We start from the raw sequence: 15736 nt of genomic DNA on the forward strand, positions 1-15736 counted from the left end.
ACCCCGGTTGCTAGGTTCTGCTGGTGGAAAAGGTGATGGTCGCCATGCGTTCGGCCGATGCCGATGAGCAATGGTGTCAACGACTCCGGACCCGGGTCGCCTCGGCGCTCTCCGAGCTCGACCTGGCCGGGCTGACGGTCAACGTGCGCGACGACGCGGTGCGGGCATCGATGATGACGCTCACGACGCTGGATCCGCCCGTCGTCGCGGTGGTGAGCATCTGGACCCAGCAGTACTACGGCGCGGCACTGGCCGCGGCGCTGGCGCAGTTGAGGGCCGAATGCCAGTCGCTGGCCGCGTATCTGGTGACCGAATCGGTACCGCTCGCCGGCCCCGATGTGCCACCGAGCGCGCGCACCCCTGGCCTGGCCAATATCGCGCTGTTGCGCCGGCCCGCCGACCTGGATGTGTCAACGTGGTTGGCGCGCTGGCATATCGACCACACCCCGGTCGCAATCGCCACTCAGTCGACCTTCGGCTACACCCAGAACACCGTGGTCCGTGCGCTCACCCCGGACGCCCCGGCGATCGACGCGATCGTCGAGGAACTGTTCCCCATCGAGGCGATCTCGGACCTGCGCGCGTTCTTCGGCGCGGCCGACGATGCGGATCTGGCCGACCGGATGGGTAAGATGGCGGCCAGTGTGGCGCGCTTCGGCGCCGACCGGAATATCGACACGGTGCCCACCAGCCGGTACGTGCTGTGGACCCCTGCGCATACAGTGCAGGCGTGACACTTCTGATCTCCGATGACAACCGGGTCCGGACCCTGACGCTGAATCGCCCCGAGGCGCTGAACGCCTTCAGCGAGGCGTTGTACGACGCGACCACCGAGGCGCTGCTGGCCGCGGCCGAGGACCCCGAGGTGTCGGTGGTGTTGGTGACCGGCGCGGGCCGTGCGTTCAGTGCCGGCAACGATCTGGTCGAGATGCAGAAGCTCGTCACAGATCCCGACTACAAGCCGGGCAAGTATGGCTTCCGCGGTCTCATCGAGGCGTTGACGGCGTTCCCGAAGCCGCTCATCATCGCGGTCAACGGTGTCGGCCTGGGCATCGGCGCAACCATCCTGGGTTATGCGGACCTGGCGTTCATGTCCAGCACGGCGCGGCTGAAATGCCCGTTCACCAGCCTGGGGGTGCCGCCCGAGGCGGCCTCGTCCTATCTGATGCCGCGACTCATCGGGCGGCAGAACGCGGCCTGGTTGCTGCTGTCCTCGGAATGGGTGGACGCCGACGAGGCCATGCGAATGGGGTTGGTGTTCAAGGTGTGTGAGCCCGAGGAGCTGCTGGCCGAGGCACGCCGGCACGCCGAGGTGTTGGCCTCGCGCCCGCTGGGCAGCCTGCTGGCGGTGAAGCAGACGATGATGGAGGCCATCCGGCCGTCGATCGTCGCGGCCTCGGAACGGGAGAACGCCCTGTTCGCCGAACTGCTGGGACAGGCCGCCAATGTCGACGCCCTGGCCTCGTTCAACGACGGGCGCGGCTAGCGACCGGCGTGCACCGGGCATTCGGCGGTGCGGGCGGCCGCAAGAATGGCGCGCACTGTGCGCCGGCACCGCCCGCAGTCCGAGCCCGCTCCGCAGGCATCGGCAACCTGCCTGGACGTGGTCGCACCGGCGGCGACGGCGTCATGCACGGCCTGGGTGGTGGCACCGGTGCACAGGCAGACGAACATCGCTCAGCCCACCGACGTCATTGCTCGGGGGAAAAATCCGGCGGGCCCCGCACCGGCGCATGAATTCAGGCGTCCAGCCGCCGTGAATATCGGCGAAATACCGGCGTGGAAAGCAGTCGAAGAATTCGAATGGTAAATTTTGAAATTCGAGACGTGATCGTTCGGGCGGAAATTGCGCACGGCGGGCGAGGGAATCGAATTGAATCGACTATCGCTCACTGTTTCCGTCCTTGCTGTCCTGGCGACCGGAGGGTTTCGGCGGCCGATCCGACGACATCGTCCCTAAGTTAGGTCAGTGTAACCTAACTTAGGGAAGCCAGTCCATAGAAAGGCCTCTGACTAGGGTTAGCCTCACCTATGGCGCGCCGACAAGGGCCAAAAAATCATCACGAACCTCCCGTCGCACCCTCGCTGCGGACCGTTGCCTGGACTAGATTCAGAGACGCACGGCTTTAGCGACACCTGACCAGCCCTCAAGGTGCTTAGGAGCGACATGCAAGGCGATCCGGACGTTCTGAAACTGCTCAATGAGCAGTTGACAAGCGAACTCACGGCGATCAACCAGTATTTCCTGCATTCCAAAATGCAGGACAATTGGGGATTCACCGAATTGGCCCGTCACACGCGGGAAGAATCATTCGAGGAAATGCGTCACGCGGAGACCATCACCGACCGCATTCTGCTTCTCGACGGGCTGCCCAACTACCAGCGACTGTTCTCACTGCGGGTCGGCCAGACGCTGCGCGAGCAGTTCGAGTCCGACCTGGCCATCGAGTACGAGGTGGTCGAGCGGCTTCGGCCCGGCGTCATCATGTGCCGCGAAAAGGGTGATGCCACGTCGGCGAGCATCCTGGAGACCATCCTGGCCGACGAGGAAAGCCACATCGACTATCTGGAAACCCAACTGGAGTTGATGGGCAAGCTCGGCGAGGAGCTCTACTCCGCGCAGTGCGTGTCCCGCCCCCCGCAGTAGTTTCGGTGCCCCGGCTCGGCGTATATTAAGTAGCGAAGCTAAATATTCGTTGGGTCGGGGAGACCCAGGGGGAGTTCGTGACGGCTGTTGACGCCGGTTCGACCGCTGCGGTGATCAGTCCGCAGCGGCGCAACATCATCTTCGTCGCCGTGTTGCTCGGCATGCTGCTCGCCGCGCTGGACCAGACCATCGTGGCGACTGCGTTGCCCACCGTCGTCGCCGACCTCGGCGGCGCCGGTCACCAATCCTGGGTCGTCACCAGCTATCTGCTGGCATCGACCATCGCCACCGCGGTCGTCGGCAAGCTGGGCGACCTGTTCAGTCGCAAGCTGGTGTTCCAAGCGGCGATCCTGTTCTTCCTGGCCGGGTCCGTGCTGTGCGGCCTGGCCGGATCGATGTCCATGCTGGTGGCCGCCCGCGCCCTGCAGGGCATCGGCGGCGGGGCCATCATGGTCACGGCCACCGCGGTCATCGGTGAGGTCATACCGCTGCGCGATCGCGGCCGCTATCAGGGGGCGCTGGGTGCGGTGTTCGGGGTGACGACCGTGATCGGCCCGTTGCTCGGTGGCTTCTTCACCGACCATCTGTCCTGGCGGTGGGCGTTCTGGATCAATGTGCCGGTGGCGATCGTGGTGTTCGCGGTGGCTGCCATCGCGATCCCCGCGTTGGCGCGCAACGCCCGGCCCGTCATCGATTACGCCGGCATCGCGCTGGTCGGTCTGGGCGCCTCGGGGCTGACGCTGGCCACCAGTTGGGGCGGTGCCGAGTATGCGTGGTCCTCACCGGTGATCATCGGGCTTTTCGTCGGTTCGGTGCTGGCGCTGGCGGCCTTCGTCGCGGTGGAACGGCGTGCGCCCGAACCGATTCTGCCCATCCGGCTGTTCGCCGATCGGGTGTTCACGGTGTGCTGTGTGCTGGCGTTCATCGTCGGTTTCGCGATGTTGGGCGCGATGACGTTCCTGCCCACCTTCATGCAGTTCGTCGACGGAGTGTCGGCGACGGTGTCGGGTCTGCGGACATTGCCGATGGTGGCGGGCATGCTGATCACCTCGATCGGCAGTGGCTCCATCGTCGGACGTACCGGCCGCTACAAGGTGTTCCCGGTGGCCGGCACCGCGACCATGTTCGTCGGCTTCCTGCTGTTGTCGACGCTGGATGCCGACACATCGTTGTGGATGCAGTCGCTGTATCTGTTCGTGCTGGGCGCCGGTATCGGACTGTGCATGCAGGTGCTCGTGCTGGTGGTACAGAACACCTCCAAATTCGCCGACCTCGGTGTGGCCACCTCGGGTGTGACGTTCTTCCGGACCATCGGAAGTTCCTTCGGCGCAGCCATCTTCGGGTCGCTGTTCGCAAACTTCCTGGCCGGTCGCATCCCGGCAGCGTTGGCCGCCGGCGGCGCACCGCCCGCGGCGGCGCAGTCTCCACAGTTGCTGCGTGAACTCGATCCGGTCGCCGCGGCACCGATCGTGGCGGCCTACGCCGATGCGCTCGGTCTGGTCTTTCTGTGCGCGGCGCCGGTGGCCGCCGTCGGCTTTGTGGTGTCGCTGTTCCTCAAGGAAGTCCCGCTGCGCGAGATGGAGACGGTATCGGCCTCCGACCTCGGCGAGGGCTTCGGCATGCCGGTCCTGGAGACCTCCGACGAGATCCTGGAGATGGCGGTGGCGCGGATATTCCGGGACTCTCCCGACATCCGGCTGCGCAAGCTCAGCGGTCACCCGGGCTGCGAACTGGACGTGGCCAGACTGTGGGCCGTCGTGCAGATCTACCGGCACAACCAGATGTACGGTTCGGCGACATTGACCCAGATTGCGGACGCCAAGCGGGTGCCGCCGGAGATCCTGGAGCCATCGTTCGTCCGTGTGGTCGACACTGGGTACGCGCTGCGCACCGGCGATCAGCTGTGGCTGACACAATCCGGCGCGCAGCAGGTCAGGGTGGCCATCGATGCGCTGGTGAGCAAGTTGATCGAACGCCTCGAGCAGTCCCCGGGCCATGCCGGGCGACCGGACCGCGAGCAGGTCGAGACCGCGTTGGAGCGCATCGCCCAGCGGATGATGCTGCAGCCGCAGTGGGTCGAGGATCGCGCCGAGATCACCGCCGGAACGAAAAACTAGAACACGTTCCAATTGGGTCGGTTCGGGCGTACGCTCCACCTCATGAGCCGTATCGGAGATTTCGCAGACGACGACGCCGCCGCGTGGATCACCAAGTCGCCCGATATCGGGGTCGCGATGGCCGGATTCACCCACGCCGTCTACAACAAGAACCGATTGCCCATGCGGGTGCGCGAACTGGCCCGGATGGTCATCGCGCTCAACAATGAATGTGTCGTCTGCCAGAACACCCGGGACTCCGAGGGTGCGGCGGCCGGGGTGGACGAGGACCTGTACGACCACGCCGCGGTCTGGCAGACCTGGCCCGGCTACAGCGAGCAGGAACGTGTCGCTGCCGAATTCGCCGAGCGGTTCGCCATCGACCACACCGGGCTGCGTGACGACGAGGAGTTCTGGGAGCGGTGCCGCGCACAGTTCTCCGAAGAACTGCTGACCGATCTGGCACTGTCTTGTGCGATGTGGCTGGGCATGGGCCGCATGCTGCGCACCCTCGACATCGGGCAGAGCTGCAAGATCACCCTTTGACACCCGCCGCCGCGACCGCCGTCGCACTCATTTTCGTCTGGCTCGGCATGGTGTCGGCCATCTCGTTCCTGGAGGCGCCGCTGAAGTTCCGGGCGCCCGGCGTGACGCTGCCGCTCGGGCTCGGTATCGGGCGGTTGGTGTTCCGTGCGCTCAATGCCGTGGAGGTGGGGTTGGCGATCGGAATCGTCTTCGCACTGGCTGTTTTCCGGCCCACACCCCCGGTGCTGATCGCGGTCGGTGTCGCCGTGACCTGTCTGGCTGTGCAACTACTCGCCGTCCGGCCACGGTTGGCCCGGCGTTCCGATGCGGTGCTGGCCGCCGGTCAGCGGGCCGCCGAGCTACCCCGATCACGGGCCCACATCGCTTATGTGGCATTGGAATCGGTCAAGGTGGTGGCCCTGATCGCCGGCGGGATCGCGCTGCTCGCCGGATGACCGCACCGGCACCCAAGGCCGCCGCCAACAGCACCAGCCACGGCCATCCGCCGTACGCGTGTACCCAGGCTGCCAGCGCACCCTGAACCCGCCCGGCCGCTGCGACGACCGGATCCACGGGTAAGGCGTCACCGTGGAACAACCGAATTTCGTAAGCGCCGTAGTACCCGACGTAGAGCCCGACCAGAACCAGTAGCGCACCACCGAATCTGTTGGCATGCGGCAGAATTCCCCGTATCCGATCTACCATCGCGGTGCTGGTCACAGCCAACGACACCGCCAGCGCGCCGACGATCACCGCGAAACCCGCCGCATAGGCCACATACACCGGCACGGCCTGTGCCCACCCGCCACCGCGTGCGGCGCTCGCGGTGACAGCGAGGAACGGGCCGACGGTGCACGACAGTGATGCCAGCGCAAATCCGATGCCGTAGAACAGCATCGAGCCGATACTGCCGGTGGGCGCCCAGCGCGACCCGGCTCGCAGCGGTAGCCCCAGCGTTCGGCCGGACAGCAGCCACCCGCCCAGCAGTACGAGGGCGGCACCGATCACGACGGTCGCGAACGGCACATACCGCTGCACGATCGAGGCCAGCGACACCGTCAACGCGCCGAATGCCGCGAACACCGGGAGCACACCGAGCGTCATGGTCACCGTCGCTGCCGCAGCCCGGCCGACCGCGCGAAACAGCCCATCGCCGGGCGTCACCACCAGGGCCAGATAGCCCGGCAGCATCGCGAATCCGCACGGGTTCACAGCGGCGACCAGACCGGCGCCGAAGGCCGGCCCGATCAGATCGAGGGCCATCTAGTCGGTCAGCGCACGGACCCGGTCGGTGAGCTCGCCCTCCGAGATCGCCGTAGTCGGATTGTTGACGAATGTCGACGCACCGTCCGGCCGGACGAACAGATACGCGGGCTGCCACGGCACGTTGAAGCGTGACCACAACGATCCATCCGCATCGTCGAGATTGGTGAACCCCAGCCCGTACTTGGCCACGAAGCCCTGCATCGCAGCGATGTCGGAGCGGGCCGCGATGCCGACGAAGGTCACGGCGGGGTGGGCGGCTGCCACACGTGCCACCGTCGGCGCCTCCTGATTGCAGAACGGGCACCACGGCGTCCAGAACCACAGCACCACCGGTTTGCCCTGCAGCGTGGCGCCGTCGAACGGCGCCCCGGACAATGTGGTGCCGCTGAATGCGAGCCGGTCGTCGGCGACGGCGGCCGGTGGTGCCGCGACACCGAGCGATGACAGTGCGATCGCCAGGATCACGATCTGGCGGCGGATATGCGGGAATCTCATGGGGCGACCTCTCCGTGATGGGCACACGGCGTCACCGCACGCCCTACTGCTGATACGAGGCGTGTGGTGTTTCGGTTCGGTCGCCGACAAGCGGGCACGCCGGGGCGGCCCGCCTGGCCCGCACCCGGATCCGTGCGCCGCGGTGCGGGATCAGGATGACACCCTTGACCCGCTGACGTTCACCGCGTGCGGTCGTGGTGTCCAGGTCGACACGCGCCAGCACCTCGCGCAGCACGATGCCCATCTCGACCATCGCGAAATTGGCGCCCAGGCAACGACGATTGCCACCGCCGAACGGTAGCCAGGTGGTCGGGCCCAGAGTCGCGCCGAGCATCCGGTCGGGATCGAAGCGCCCCGGCGCGACGTACTGGTCGGCGTCGGCATGCACCAGCCCGATGGTCGGGGCGACCATGACCCCGGCCGGCAGCCGGTACCCGGCGATCTCGACCGGCTCGGTGAGGATGCGGCCGACGTCGAACACCACCGGCCGGATCCGCAACACCTCCTTGCAGACCGCATCCAGGTATTCGTCGTCTCCGCTGCGTGCCGCCGCGACGGCCTTGTCCAACAGCACGGGATGGCGGGTCAGCCGCTCCAGCGCCCAGGACAGCGCGGTGTCGGTGGTGTCGTGTCCGGCGACCAGCAGCGTCATCAGTTGATCGCGCAGCTGTTCGTCGGTCATCCCGCCGGTGCGGATCAGCATCGCCAGAGCGTCGGTGCGGGAATCGAGTTCGGGATCGGCGCGGCGTTCGGCGATTTCGGCATACAGCAGCCGGTCGGCCGCGGCCAGCCGGTCGGCGAATGGTCGCCACGGCGCCAACCGCTGCAGTCCGGGGGTGTTGATCGCCAACGATTCCCAGGCGCCGACACTCAGCAGTTTGGGCATGATGGCCCGCAGCTGGGCCAGCCGGTCGGGGTCGCTGGCGCCGATGACCGTCCGCAGGATCACCTCCAGGGTGATCTCGGACATCTTGGGCGCCACCGCGAATCGTTGCCCGACCGGCCACCGGGCGATGTTCTCGGCGGCGATCGTCGCGATCACGTCGGTCTGGCGGGCCACCGCCTCCCGACGGAACGGGGCCAGCATGACCCGACGGCGTTCCTTGTGGGCGTCATCGTCGACCACCAGCACCGAGCTGGCGCCGAGCAGCCCGGCCAGCATCGAGTTCGCCTCGCCGGCATGGTAGATCGACGGGTCGCCGCCGAACACGGTCTTGATATCGGCCGGGTCGGACAGGTAGATCACCGTGCCCATCGAGGCGATCCGCAGGGTGAAGACGTCGCCGTAGCGACGTCGGCAGCCGGCAAGCAGGCGTGGCCAGAACTTGAGCAGCAACGCTGCCTGCACCCCGGGTGGCAGGGGTGGTCCGGGCGGCAGCGCCGATTCGGTCACCTGTATGAGTCTACCGACGGAGGCAAGCCTCAGAGCTGATCGGTGGCGTTGTACAACCAGGACATGTCGGCGCCGGCGAAATCGGCCAACCAGCTTGCCGGCGCATGATTGGTCAGCCCGCCCATATCCCAGTAGTCCTTCCACATGGTGATGCGGCCGTCGTCGACGTGGTGCACGGTGACGAACGGCAGCACCGCCCGTTCGCCGGTGGGCCACGTCCAGGTTTCGGAGTGCTCGTACATGACGTGGCGGCCGTCGGCGACCAGCAGCCCGTCATGGTTCTCGTAGGCCGCCAACGGTTCCAGTCCGATCTTGAGTCGCTTGATGATGTCGACCGGACCGCGCGCGGCGGCTGCCGGCCCGACCGGCATGTCCGCGTAGATGCAGTCCGGGGCCAGCTGGTCGGCCACGCCGTCCCAATCCCGTTTTGACAGCGCACGCCACATACGCAGAACGGTCTCCTCAGCCGACACTGGCCAATTCGCTCTCCTCGGCGGTGAGTGCGGGGGAGCGGTGCGCGACCCGCAGGAACCGTCCGGTGCGCCGCTGCCCGACCAACTCGGTCGGCTGCCCGTTCCGCACGACGGTGCGGCCGCCGACCAGCACGGCGGTCACGGTGTCATCGTTACGGTTGACCATCCGGGACAGCCCGCCGTAACAGTCGACAGACTCCTCGGCGTAGGCATCCAATTCGGCGTCCAACCGGGCCGGGTCGACGATGACCGCATCGGCGCGGTCGCCGATGCGCAGATGGCCGGCATCCAGCCGGTACCAGTCGGCCAGCTCACCGGTGAGCCGGTGCACGGCAGCCTCGACGCTCATGAACGGCGCCCCGGCGTTCTGGGCATCGCGGACATGACGCAACAGTCGCAGCCCCATGTTGTAGAACGCCATGTTGCGCAGATGTGCGCCGGCATCGGAGAAGCCGAGCTGGATGCCTGGTTCGCGCGCCAGCTGCTTGAGGACATCGGGCCGGTGGTTGGAAATGGTGGTGCGCCAACGTAATCCGTGTCCGTGCTCCAGCACCAGATCCAGGAAGGCGTCGACCGGATGCAGTCCGCGATCCTGACCGACCTGCCCGAACGACTTCCAGACGACGTCGCCGTCCGGGCAGCCGACGATCTCGGCGTCGAAGAAGTCGCGGTGCCAGACGCGGACCCCGTACTTGTTCTCGTAGTCCTTGCGGAACTGGCGCCGGTAGATCGGATCGGCCAAGAGGTGGTTGCGTTGCACCTCGTCGCGCAGGTGCAGAGCCGCCGCGCCCGAGCCGAACTCCTCGAACACCACCAGGTCGATCCCGTCGGCATATACCTCGAACGGGACGGGCAGATGCTGCCAGCGGAAGTTGCCGCCGAGGGCGTTGATCAGCCGCGCGGACGGGCCCAGGATCTTGATGGCATACGGGTTGGCCTTGATATCAGCGGCCGAGAGCAGGCTGGTCTTGAGCGGATTGCGCAGCACACCGAGTGACTGAGCCAGCTGCGACAGCAGGTTGAGTGGGTTGGCGATATCCGGCCCGGACTGCAGGGCGCGGCCGGTACGCCGCAGCAGCGACTTGAGCCGGCGCAACTCGCGCGGCTTGGCGTACGTCGACGGCAGCGTGCGCGACCGGCAGGTGTCACCGTCGATCTTGTCGAAAAGCAGTTGCTGTGACGACATTCCGACGAACCCGGCGTCCAGCGCCTCGGTCAGCATGCGCTCCATCGCGGCCTGCTCGGCGCGGGTGGGTCGCTGATCGGCACGGGTCGCGCGGTCCAGTCCCATCACTGCGGTGCGCATATCGGAGTGACCGATGAACGCCGCCAGATTCGGCCCCAGTGGCATCTCCTCCAGGGCGGCGACATACTGCTCGGCGTTGGCCCAGGTCTTGTTCCGGTCGACGACGTCGATGACGTGCTCACGCGGGATCGCCTCCACCCGGCCGAACAGGTCGCCGGCGTCGGTACCTCCGACGTGCACCGTGGACAGTGAGCACGAGCCGAGCATGACCGTGGTGACACCGTGGCGCAGCGATTCCGACAGCGACGGCCGGCCCAGCACCTCGACGTCGTAGTGGGTGTGGATGTCGATCATCCCCGGCAGCACCCAGCGGTCGGCGGCATCGATCACCTGCGGGCATCCGGTGGCATCGAGTTCGTCGGCGCTGACGGCGGCGACGTGGCCGCCCCGGATGCCGATGTTCCGGACGGCCGATGGCGCGCCGGTGCCGTCGAACCAGCGTCCGCCGAGGATGATTGTGTCGTAGGTCACCCAGACATGACAGCAGCGCGGTGACGTGAGTGTCAATGAAAATCGTGAACAGATCTGGAAATATGTCTACACAGCCGGGCGCATACTCGACATGTGACGCCGCTACAGCGCTACATCGCCGAAGAGATCGCCACCGACCACGTCGACGGCCTGCTGTCCCGACGCGAGGCGCTGCGCCGGCTCGCGCTGCTGGGCGTCGGCACCGCCGCGGCCACCGCGCTGATCGCCGCGTGTGGCGATGGCGAGCAGTCCGCTGGACAGGGCACTGCGGAAACCGGCACCGAGTCAGCCGAGACGCCCACATCGTCCCCGCCGGGCATGGCCGCCGCCCGCCCGACCGAGGCCGTCACCTGGGCCGGGCCGGCGGGCGAACTGCAGGGGGCCTGGGCGGCCGCCGAGCAACCGCGGGGCGCCATCCTGGTCATCCACGAGAACAAGGGCCTCAACGACTGGGTGCGCTCGGTGGCCGGCCGGCTCGCCGGCGCGGGCTACTCGGCGTTGGCGATCGACCTGCTGTCGGCCCAGGGCGGTACCGCCACCTTCGCCGACCCGGCCGAGGCCACCGCGGCCCTGGGTAACCGGCCGCCCGAGGGCATGGTCGCCGACCTGCGATCCGGCATCGCCGAGGTGCAGACCCGCACCCCTGGCGTGCGGGCCGCCGCGGTCGGCTTCTGTATGGGCGGCGGGCTGGTCTGGCGACTGCTGGCCGCCGGTGCGCCCGAGCTGGCCGCGGCGTTCCCGTTCTACGGTCCGACCCCGGATGCCCCCGATTTCTCTGGCTCCAAAGATGTTGCGGTACTGGGCTTCTACGGCGAGGTCGATCAACGCGTCAACGCCACCGAGCCGGTGGCGGCGGCGGCCTTACAACAGGCCGGTCTGGTCCACGAGCTGGTCACCGAGGCCGGCGCCAACCACGCGTTCTTCAACGACACCGGGGATCGGTACGACCAGCGCGCCGCCGACGATGCCTGGCAGCGGATGCTGGACTGGCTGACGACCCACGTCGACTGACCCGCTCAGGGTGCGGCCCAGCCGTCGGGCCGGGCGCCGTCGATATCGGTGAAGCCGTACTCGCGGGCCAGCTGTGCCGAGGTCACCGACCGTTGGTTCCACCGCGCCCGGTTGCCGTCGGCGGCGATCGCGGCCACCGCGCGACCCACGAAGCGCGGGGACTCCGAATCGGCGAACCCTGGCGGGGCGGTGGGATGGCCATCGGTGCGGCCCGGCCGCAGGGCATCCTGCCAGTTCTGCTCGGCCACACCGTAATTGTCGAGCATCATCTCCGATCGCAACCAGCCCGGCGTGACGGCGACCGCGGTGGCGCCGACCTGCTGCAGCTCATGCCCGTGGCTGAACGCCAGCCGGTTCACCGCCACCTTGGCCAGGTCGTAGAACACCGACAGCCGGAAGTTCTCGGCGTTGTATTCCCATGTGCCGTCCGTGATCTCGACGAGCAGGCCACCCGGTCGGGTGACCATCAGCGGCAGCAGGCGATGCGCGGTGATCAGGTGGGTGCGCACCCCCAGATCGACGATGCGCAGCCCGTCGGCCAGGTCGTGCTCCCAGATCGGCCGGCCCCAGGACGACGGCGGACCCTTGAGCAGTTCGGCACCCCACACATCGTTGACCAGGATGTCGATCCCGCCGAAATCGGCGCGCAGCCGGTCGGCGAGGCTGTCCACCTGGCCGATATCGAGGTGATCGACCTGGATGGCCACGCCCGTCCCGCCCAGCGCATCGACCAGTTCCGCGGTCTCCTCGATGGTTTCGGGGCGGTCGTAGTCGGAGCCGGCGCGGCCACGCCTGCTGCTGCGCCCGGTGCAGACGACCGTGGCCCCGGCCTCGCCCAAGGCGGCCGCGATACCGCGACCGGCGCCGCGGGTGGCGCCGGCCACGACCGCGATCCGGTCACGCAACGGTGCGGTGCCGCGGTGTGCCATGGACGCAACGTACGCGTGGATGCGTCGCCGCGTGGGCGATCGGCAGGGCCGTTCGCATCGGGGCACATTCACCGCCCATTAACGCACCGGTAGACCGGCCGTGTCCGTCCGCACATGGGTTGCGGCTACTCATTGACCATGCGGGTTGTCCAGGTCGCGAACTTCTACGGTCCGCGCTCGGGTGGGCTGCGCACCGCTGTCGACCGGCTGGGCGCGGAATACACCGCGGCCGGCCATGACGTCGTCCTGGTGGTGCCCGGCGCGACGGTCGAGCGGCGGCGGCTGGACACCGGTGTTCTGCGGCTGTCGCTGCCGGCCCGGTTGATCCCGTTCACCGGCGGCTACCGGGCGGTGCTGCCCGGCCCGGTGACCGCGCTGCTGGAGGATCTGGCGCCCGATGCTCTGGAGGTCTCCGACCGCCTCACGCTGCGCTCGCTGGGGCCGTGGGGACGCCGGCACGGGGTGGCCACCGTGATGATCTCGCACGAACGGCTGGACCGGCTGGTCGGCCAGATCCTGCCGGGCCGTGCCGCCCGCACCGTCGCCGATATCGCCAACCGGCGCACCGCGGCCAACTACGACGCCGTGGTCTGTACGACGGCATTCGCCCGGGAGGAGTTCGAACGGATCGGGGTGGGCAATGTGGTGACCGTCCCGCTCGGCGTGGACCTCGAGCAGTTCCACCCGCGGTACCGCAGTGCGCAGTTGCGCAGCCGGTGGGCGCACCCCGAACAGACCCTGCTGGTGCACTGCGGCCGGCTCTCGGTGGAGAAACATGCCCACCGCAGCATCGACACCGTCGGCGCGCTGCGCGATTCCGGGGTCGACGCCCGACTGGTGGTGGTCGGGGAGGGCCCGATGCGTACCCGGTTGGAACGTCAGGCGGTCGGACTGCCGGTGGACTTCACCGGATACATCGGTGAACGCGACACCGTCGCCGCCATCCTGGCCTCGGCCGATGTCGCGCTCGCGCCCGGTCCGCACGAGACCTTCGGACTGGCCGCGCTGGAGGCGCTGGCCTGCGGCACGCCGGCCGTCGTCTCGCGCACGTCGGCGCTGGCCGAGATCCTCACCGCCGACAGCGGCGCCGCCGCCGACAACGACCCACGGGCCATCGCGCACGCGGTGTCCACCGTGATCAGCAGGCCCGAGCCGGTACGCCGCACCAGCGCCCGTCGGCGCGCCGAGCAGTTCACCTGGCCGCGCTCGGCGGCCGGAATGCTGGACGTGCTGAGCCGGCGCTGAGCGACAAAGCGGGCTGCGCCCGAGCCCGGGTGTCCTACCATCTGGGCATGAAACGGCTTGCGGTGGTTCTGCCGACACTCGGCGTTGCGGCGCTCATCGGCAGCGGCCTGGCGGCCGCAGCGCCCAATGAGCAAGGGTGCGCGGTCAACCTGGTGTCGCCGCACGTCGTCGAACAGAACGGGGTCACCGCCGTCATCGCGTCGGTGCGCCCGGGCGCCTGCAGCCGTGCCGAACCGCAGCTTCAGGTCGCCTGCTTGCAGAAGGTCGGCGCCCCGGTCGCGCCGCTGTGCGTGCAGTCCGAGGGCCCCGGTACCGCCGAGGTCCGGCTGACGCCGTACGTCCCGGGCGCTGCCTACACCGTCAGCGGGCGGGTCTGCGCCAATGCCGGCAGCCCGCCGGTCACGTACTGCACCACGGCCGGACCCACCACCGTCACCCTCTGAGCCGGCTCAGGCCCGGTACCGGTCGGTGTCGGCCGGCAGGTAACGCACATCGGGACCCGCATCGAAGCGGTAGCCGCTGCCGCGGATCGTGGTGATCACGTCCGCGTAGCGACCCAGCTTGACCCGCAGTCGGCGCACATGGGTGTCGACGGTCCGGCCGGCGCCGGGCCGGTCATGCCACAGGTCGGTCATCAGCACCGCCCGCGAGACCGTCCGCCGCGGACGCTCGGCCAGAAAGCACAGCAACTCGAACTCGCGGTAGCTCAGCCGCACCGGGACCCCGTCGACACTCACCCCGCGCCGGGCCCGGTCGATGTGCAGACCGTCGGATCGCCGCGACACCGTGTCCGCGGGTGCCGTGCCCGCCGGCGCGACGACGGCCGGCAGTGCCCGCACCCCGGGCACCGAACGGGCGATCACGCTGCCGTACTCGTCGGCCAACTGTGCTGTGCGCAAGGGTAGTTCGGTGAACCCGGGCGGTACCTCCAGTACCAGCACCACCTGGACCGGTTCGGTGGTCTCCGCCGCCGGATACGCACCCGCTTGGTACATCGGCTCAGATTTGTTGACCGCCGCCCGGAGCACCATGGTTTTCCGCGTCGTGAGTCCAACCCGCCGCGGCCACCTGCCCCGAATACGTCGTCTCGATGAACCGCCGGGTCTGCTCCCCGGTCAGGGCGGCGGCCAGCACGGCAATATCCGGGTCGGCGCGCAGGTCGGGGCGGGTAACCAGATACTCGGCATAGGTGGGATTGCCGCGGTCGCAGTGCAGTGCGGTATCGGTGTGCACATTACGTTCCATTGCCTGATTGCCGAACAGGAAGACCGCGTCGAAGTCATCGAGGGCCGACGGCATGGTCCAACTGGTCAACTCCTTGAACACCAGGCGGAGCGGATTGGCGTGGATGTCGACGGTGCAGGCCAACTGATCAGGATCGGGTAGGCAGTCGATCAGACCCAGCCGGTCCAGCAGCATCAGCGAGCGGTCGGCGTTCACGGGATCGGCGGGCAGGGCCACCTCGGCGTACTCCGGCAGCGCGGCAAGGTTGGTCACGCGGCTGGAATACAGCCCGAAGGGCTCGATGTGCACGGGCGCCACCGCCACCAGGCCCGCGGCGGTACGCCGGTTGAACTCGTGCAGAAAGGGCAGGTACTGGAAGTAATTGGCGTGCAGACGACCGGCGGCCAACCAGTCGTTGGGCTCGTCGAAGCTGTCGAACACGACGATCTGCAGATCGATACCCGCGGCGGCCACCGTGGCACGGACGTTCTCCAAGATCTCGGCGTGCGGCACGGGCGTCGCGCCGACTCGCAGCGGCCGAAGGCCTTTCGTGCTGACTGATCGCACCGAGCTGGTCAACATGGCCCCGAGGGTACTGGTGTGAGCGCCGGACGCAAGGCGGCCGTGCGGCCAATGTGTCGCCATGTTACGGACT

Annotated in this window: 18 protein-coding genes; 9 read left to right on the top strand and 9 right to left on the bottom strand. The window is 68.1% G+C overall.

The window, feature by feature from the left end:
* Positions 1-23 precede the first annotated feature (23 nt).
* Positions 24-734, top strand: coding sequence for an EthD domain-containing protein (locus ACLBYA_RS22335; RefSeq protein WP_447711634.1), 711 nt, complete (start codon positions 24-26; stop codon positions 732-734).
* A complete protein-coding gene (locus ACLBYA_RS22340; RefSeq protein WP_447711635.1) occupies positions 731-1486 on the top strand; it encodes an enoyl-CoA hydratase/isomerase family protein in 756 nt (251 codons plus the stop codon). The genes ACLBYA_RS22335 and ACLBYA_RS22340 overlap by 4 nt, the downstream gene beginning before the upstream one ends.
* Here ACLBYA_RS22340 and ACLBYA_RS22345 read toward each other — a convergent pair.
* Positions 1483-1674, bottom strand: coding sequence for a (2Fe-2S)-binding protein (locus ACLBYA_RS22345; RefSeq protein ID WP_447711636.1), 192 nt, complete (start codon positions 1672-1674; stop codon positions 1483-1485). The two genes, ACLBYA_RS22340 and ACLBYA_RS22345, sit on opposite strands and share 4 nt — an antisense overlap.
* Before the next feature lie 493 nt (positions 1675-2167).
* Here ACLBYA_RS22345 and bfr point away from each other — a divergent pair, with 493 nt between their 5' ends.
* The 4 genes from bfr (at position 2168) to ACLBYA_RS22365 (ending at position 5723) form a co-directional block, all read left to right on the top strand.
* Positions 2168-2647, top strand: coding sequence for a bacterioferritin (gene bfr / locus ACLBYA_RS22350; protein ID WP_447711637.1), 480 nt, complete (start codon positions 2168-2170; stop codon positions 2645-2647).
* Between the two features lie 77 nt (positions 2648-2724).
* Complete coding sequence (locus tag ACLBYA_RS22355) at positions 2725-4764, top strand: MDR family MFS transporter (RefSeq protein ID WP_447711638.1); 2040 nt, start codon at positions 2725-2727, stop codon at positions 4762-4764.
* 42 nt (positions 4765-4806) lie between these two features.
* Positions 4807-5289 carry a carboxymuconolactone decarboxylase family protein gene (locus tag ACLBYA_RS22360; RefSeq protein ID WP_447711639.1) on the top strand — a complete coding sequence of 161 codons (483 nt, stop codon included), beginning with the start codon at positions 4807-4809 and terminating at the stop codon, positions 5287-5289.
* Positions 5286-5723 carry a hypothetical protein gene (locus tag ACLBYA_RS22365; RefSeq protein ID WP_447711640.1) on the top strand — a complete coding sequence of 146 codons (438 nt, stop codon included), beginning with the start codon at positions 5286-5288 and terminating at the stop codon, positions 5721-5723. The genes ACLBYA_RS22360 and ACLBYA_RS22365 overlap by 4 nt, the downstream gene beginning before the upstream one ends.
* On the opposite strand, the gene ACLBYA_RS22370 is transcribed toward ACLBYA_RS22365, so the two are convergent.
* From ACLBYA_RS22370 to ACLBYA_RS22390, 5 genes are read right to left on the bottom strand one after another with little or no spacing between them, the layout of a single operon-like run.
* Complete coding sequence (locus tag ACLBYA_RS22370) at positions 5674-6531, bottom strand: cytochrome c biogenesis CcdA family protein (RefSeq protein WP_447711641.1); 858 nt, start codon at positions 6529-6531, stop codon at positions 5674-5676. The genes ACLBYA_RS22365 and ACLBYA_RS22370 overlap by 50 nt on opposite strands.
* A complete protein-coding gene (locus ACLBYA_RS22375; RefSeq protein WP_447711642.1) occupies positions 6532-7029 on the bottom strand; it encodes a protein disulfide oxidoreductase in 498 nt (165 codons plus the stop codon). It lies immediately after the preceding gene.
* A 43-nt stretch (positions 7030-7072) separates the two neighbouring features.
* Positions 7073-8422: a cytochrome P450 gene (locus ACLBYA_RS22380; RefSeq protein ID WP_447711643.1), complete on the bottom strand. Its 1350-nt coding sequence runs from the start codon at positions 8420-8422 to the stop codon at positions 7073-7075.
* A 29-nt stretch (positions 8423-8451) separates the two neighbouring features.
* On the bottom strand, positions 8452-8895 hold the full coding sequence (locus tag ACLBYA_RS22385; RefSeq protein WP_447711644.1) for a nuclear transport factor 2 family protein: 444 nt from the start codon (positions 8893-8895) through the stop codon (positions 8452-8454).
* Complete coding sequence (locus ACLBYA_RS22390; RefSeq protein WP_447711645.1) at positions 8885-10672, bottom strand: N-acyl-D-amino-acid deacylase family protein; 1788 nt, start codon at positions 10670-10672, stop codon at positions 8885-8887. The genes ACLBYA_RS22385 and ACLBYA_RS22390 overlap by 11 nt, the downstream gene beginning before the upstream one ends.
* A gap of 93 nt (positions 10673-10765) precedes the next feature.
* Between ACLBYA_RS22390 and ACLBYA_RS22395 the strand changes: the two genes are divergently transcribed.
* Entirely contained in the window at positions 10766-11683 is a 918-nt protein-coding gene (locus tag ACLBYA_RS22395; RefSeq protein ID WP_447711646.1) for a dienelactone hydrolase family protein, read from the top strand.
* A gap of 5 nt (positions 11684-11688) precedes the next feature.
* On the opposite strand, the gene ACLBYA_RS22400 is transcribed toward ACLBYA_RS22395, so the two are convergent.
* Positions 11689-12612, bottom strand: a complete 924-nt coding sequence (locus tag ACLBYA_RS22400; protein WP_447711647.1) for an SDR family oxidoreductase — start codon at positions 12610-12612, stop codon at positions 11689-11691.
* A gap of 138 nt (positions 12613-12750) precedes the next feature.
* Here ACLBYA_RS22400 and ACLBYA_RS22405 point away from each other — a divergent pair, with 138 nt between their 5' ends.
* Both ACLBYA_RS22405 and ACLBYA_RS22410 read left to right on the top strand, forming a co-directional pair.
* On the top strand, positions 12751-13857 hold the full coding sequence (locus tag ACLBYA_RS22405; RefSeq protein ID WP_447711648.1) for a glycosyltransferase: 1107 nt from the start codon (positions 12751-12753) through the stop codon (positions 13855-13857).
* 47 nt (positions 13858-13904) lie between these two features.
* The gene (locus ACLBYA_RS22410) at positions 13905-14300 is read left to right on the top strand and encodes a hypothetical protein (protein ID WP_447711649.1); all 396 of its coding nucleotides are present in this window, start codon (positions 13905-13907) and stop codon (positions 14298-14300) included.
* Positions 14301-14306: 6 nt separating this feature from the next.
* On the opposite strand, the gene ACLBYA_RS22415 is transcribed toward ACLBYA_RS22410, so the two are convergent.
* Complete coding sequence (locus ACLBYA_RS22415) at positions 14307-14852, bottom strand: winged helix-turn-helix domain-containing protein (protein WP_447711650.1); 546 nt, start codon at positions 14850-14852, stop codon at positions 14307-14309.
* 4 nt (positions 14853-14856) lie between these two features.
* Positions 14857-15663: a MetQ/NlpA family ABC transporter substrate-binding protein gene (locus tag ACLBYA_RS22420; RefSeq protein WP_447711651.1), complete on the bottom strand. Its 807-nt coding sequence runs from the start codon at positions 15661-15663 to the stop codon at positions 14857-14859.
* Between the last annotated feature and the right edge of the window lie 73 nt (positions 15664-15736).

The organism is Mycobacterium sp. C31M (assembly GCF_053345865.1).

What these genes read in the sequence shown, in the direction of transcription:
- ACLBYA_RS22345 (WP_447711636.1), bottom strand. Translation starts at nt 1,674, where the DNA reads ATGTTCGTCTGCCTGTGCACCGGTGCCACCACCCAGGCCGTGCATGAC.
- ACLBYA_RS22375 (WP_447711642.1), bottom strand. Translation starts at nt 7,029, where the DNA reads ATGAGATTCCCGCATATCCGCCGCCAGATCGTGATCCTGGCGATCGCA.
- ACLBYA_RS22410 (WP_447711649.1), top strand. Translation starts at nt 13,905, where the DNA reads ATGAAACGGCTTGCGGTGGTTCTGCCGACACTCGGCGTTGCGGCGCTC.
- ACLBYA_RS22405 (WP_447711648.1), top strand. Translation starts at nt 12,751, where the DNA reads ATGCGGGTTGTCCAGGTCGCGAACTTCTACGGTCCGCGCTCGGGTGGG.
- bfr (WP_447711637.1), top strand. Translation starts at nt 2,168, where the DNA reads ATGCAAGGCGATCCGGACGTTCTGAAACTGCTCAATGAGCAGTTGACA.
- ACLBYA_RS22420 (WP_447711651.1), bottom strand. Translation starts at nt 15,663, where the DNA reads ATGTTGACCAGCTCGGTGCGATCAGTCAGCACGAAAGGCCTTCGGCCG.
- ACLBYA_RS22415 (WP_447711650.1), bottom strand. Translation starts at nt 14,852, where the DNA reads ATGTACCAAGCGGGTGCGTATCCGGCGGCGGAGACCACCGAACCGGTC.
- ACLBYA_RS22400 (WP_447711647.1), bottom strand. Translation starts at nt 12,612, where the DNA reads ATGGCACACCGCGGCACCGCACCGTTGCGTGACCGGATCGCGGTCGTG.
- ACLBYA_RS22370 (WP_447711641.1), bottom strand. Translation starts at nt 6,531, where the DNA reads ATGGCCCTCGATCTGATCGGGCCGGCCTTCGGCGCCGGTCTGGTCGCC.
- ACLBYA_RS22360 (WP_447711639.1), top strand. Translation starts at nt 4,807, where the DNA reads ATGAGCCGTATCGGAGATTTCGCAGACGACGACGCCGCCGCGTGGATC.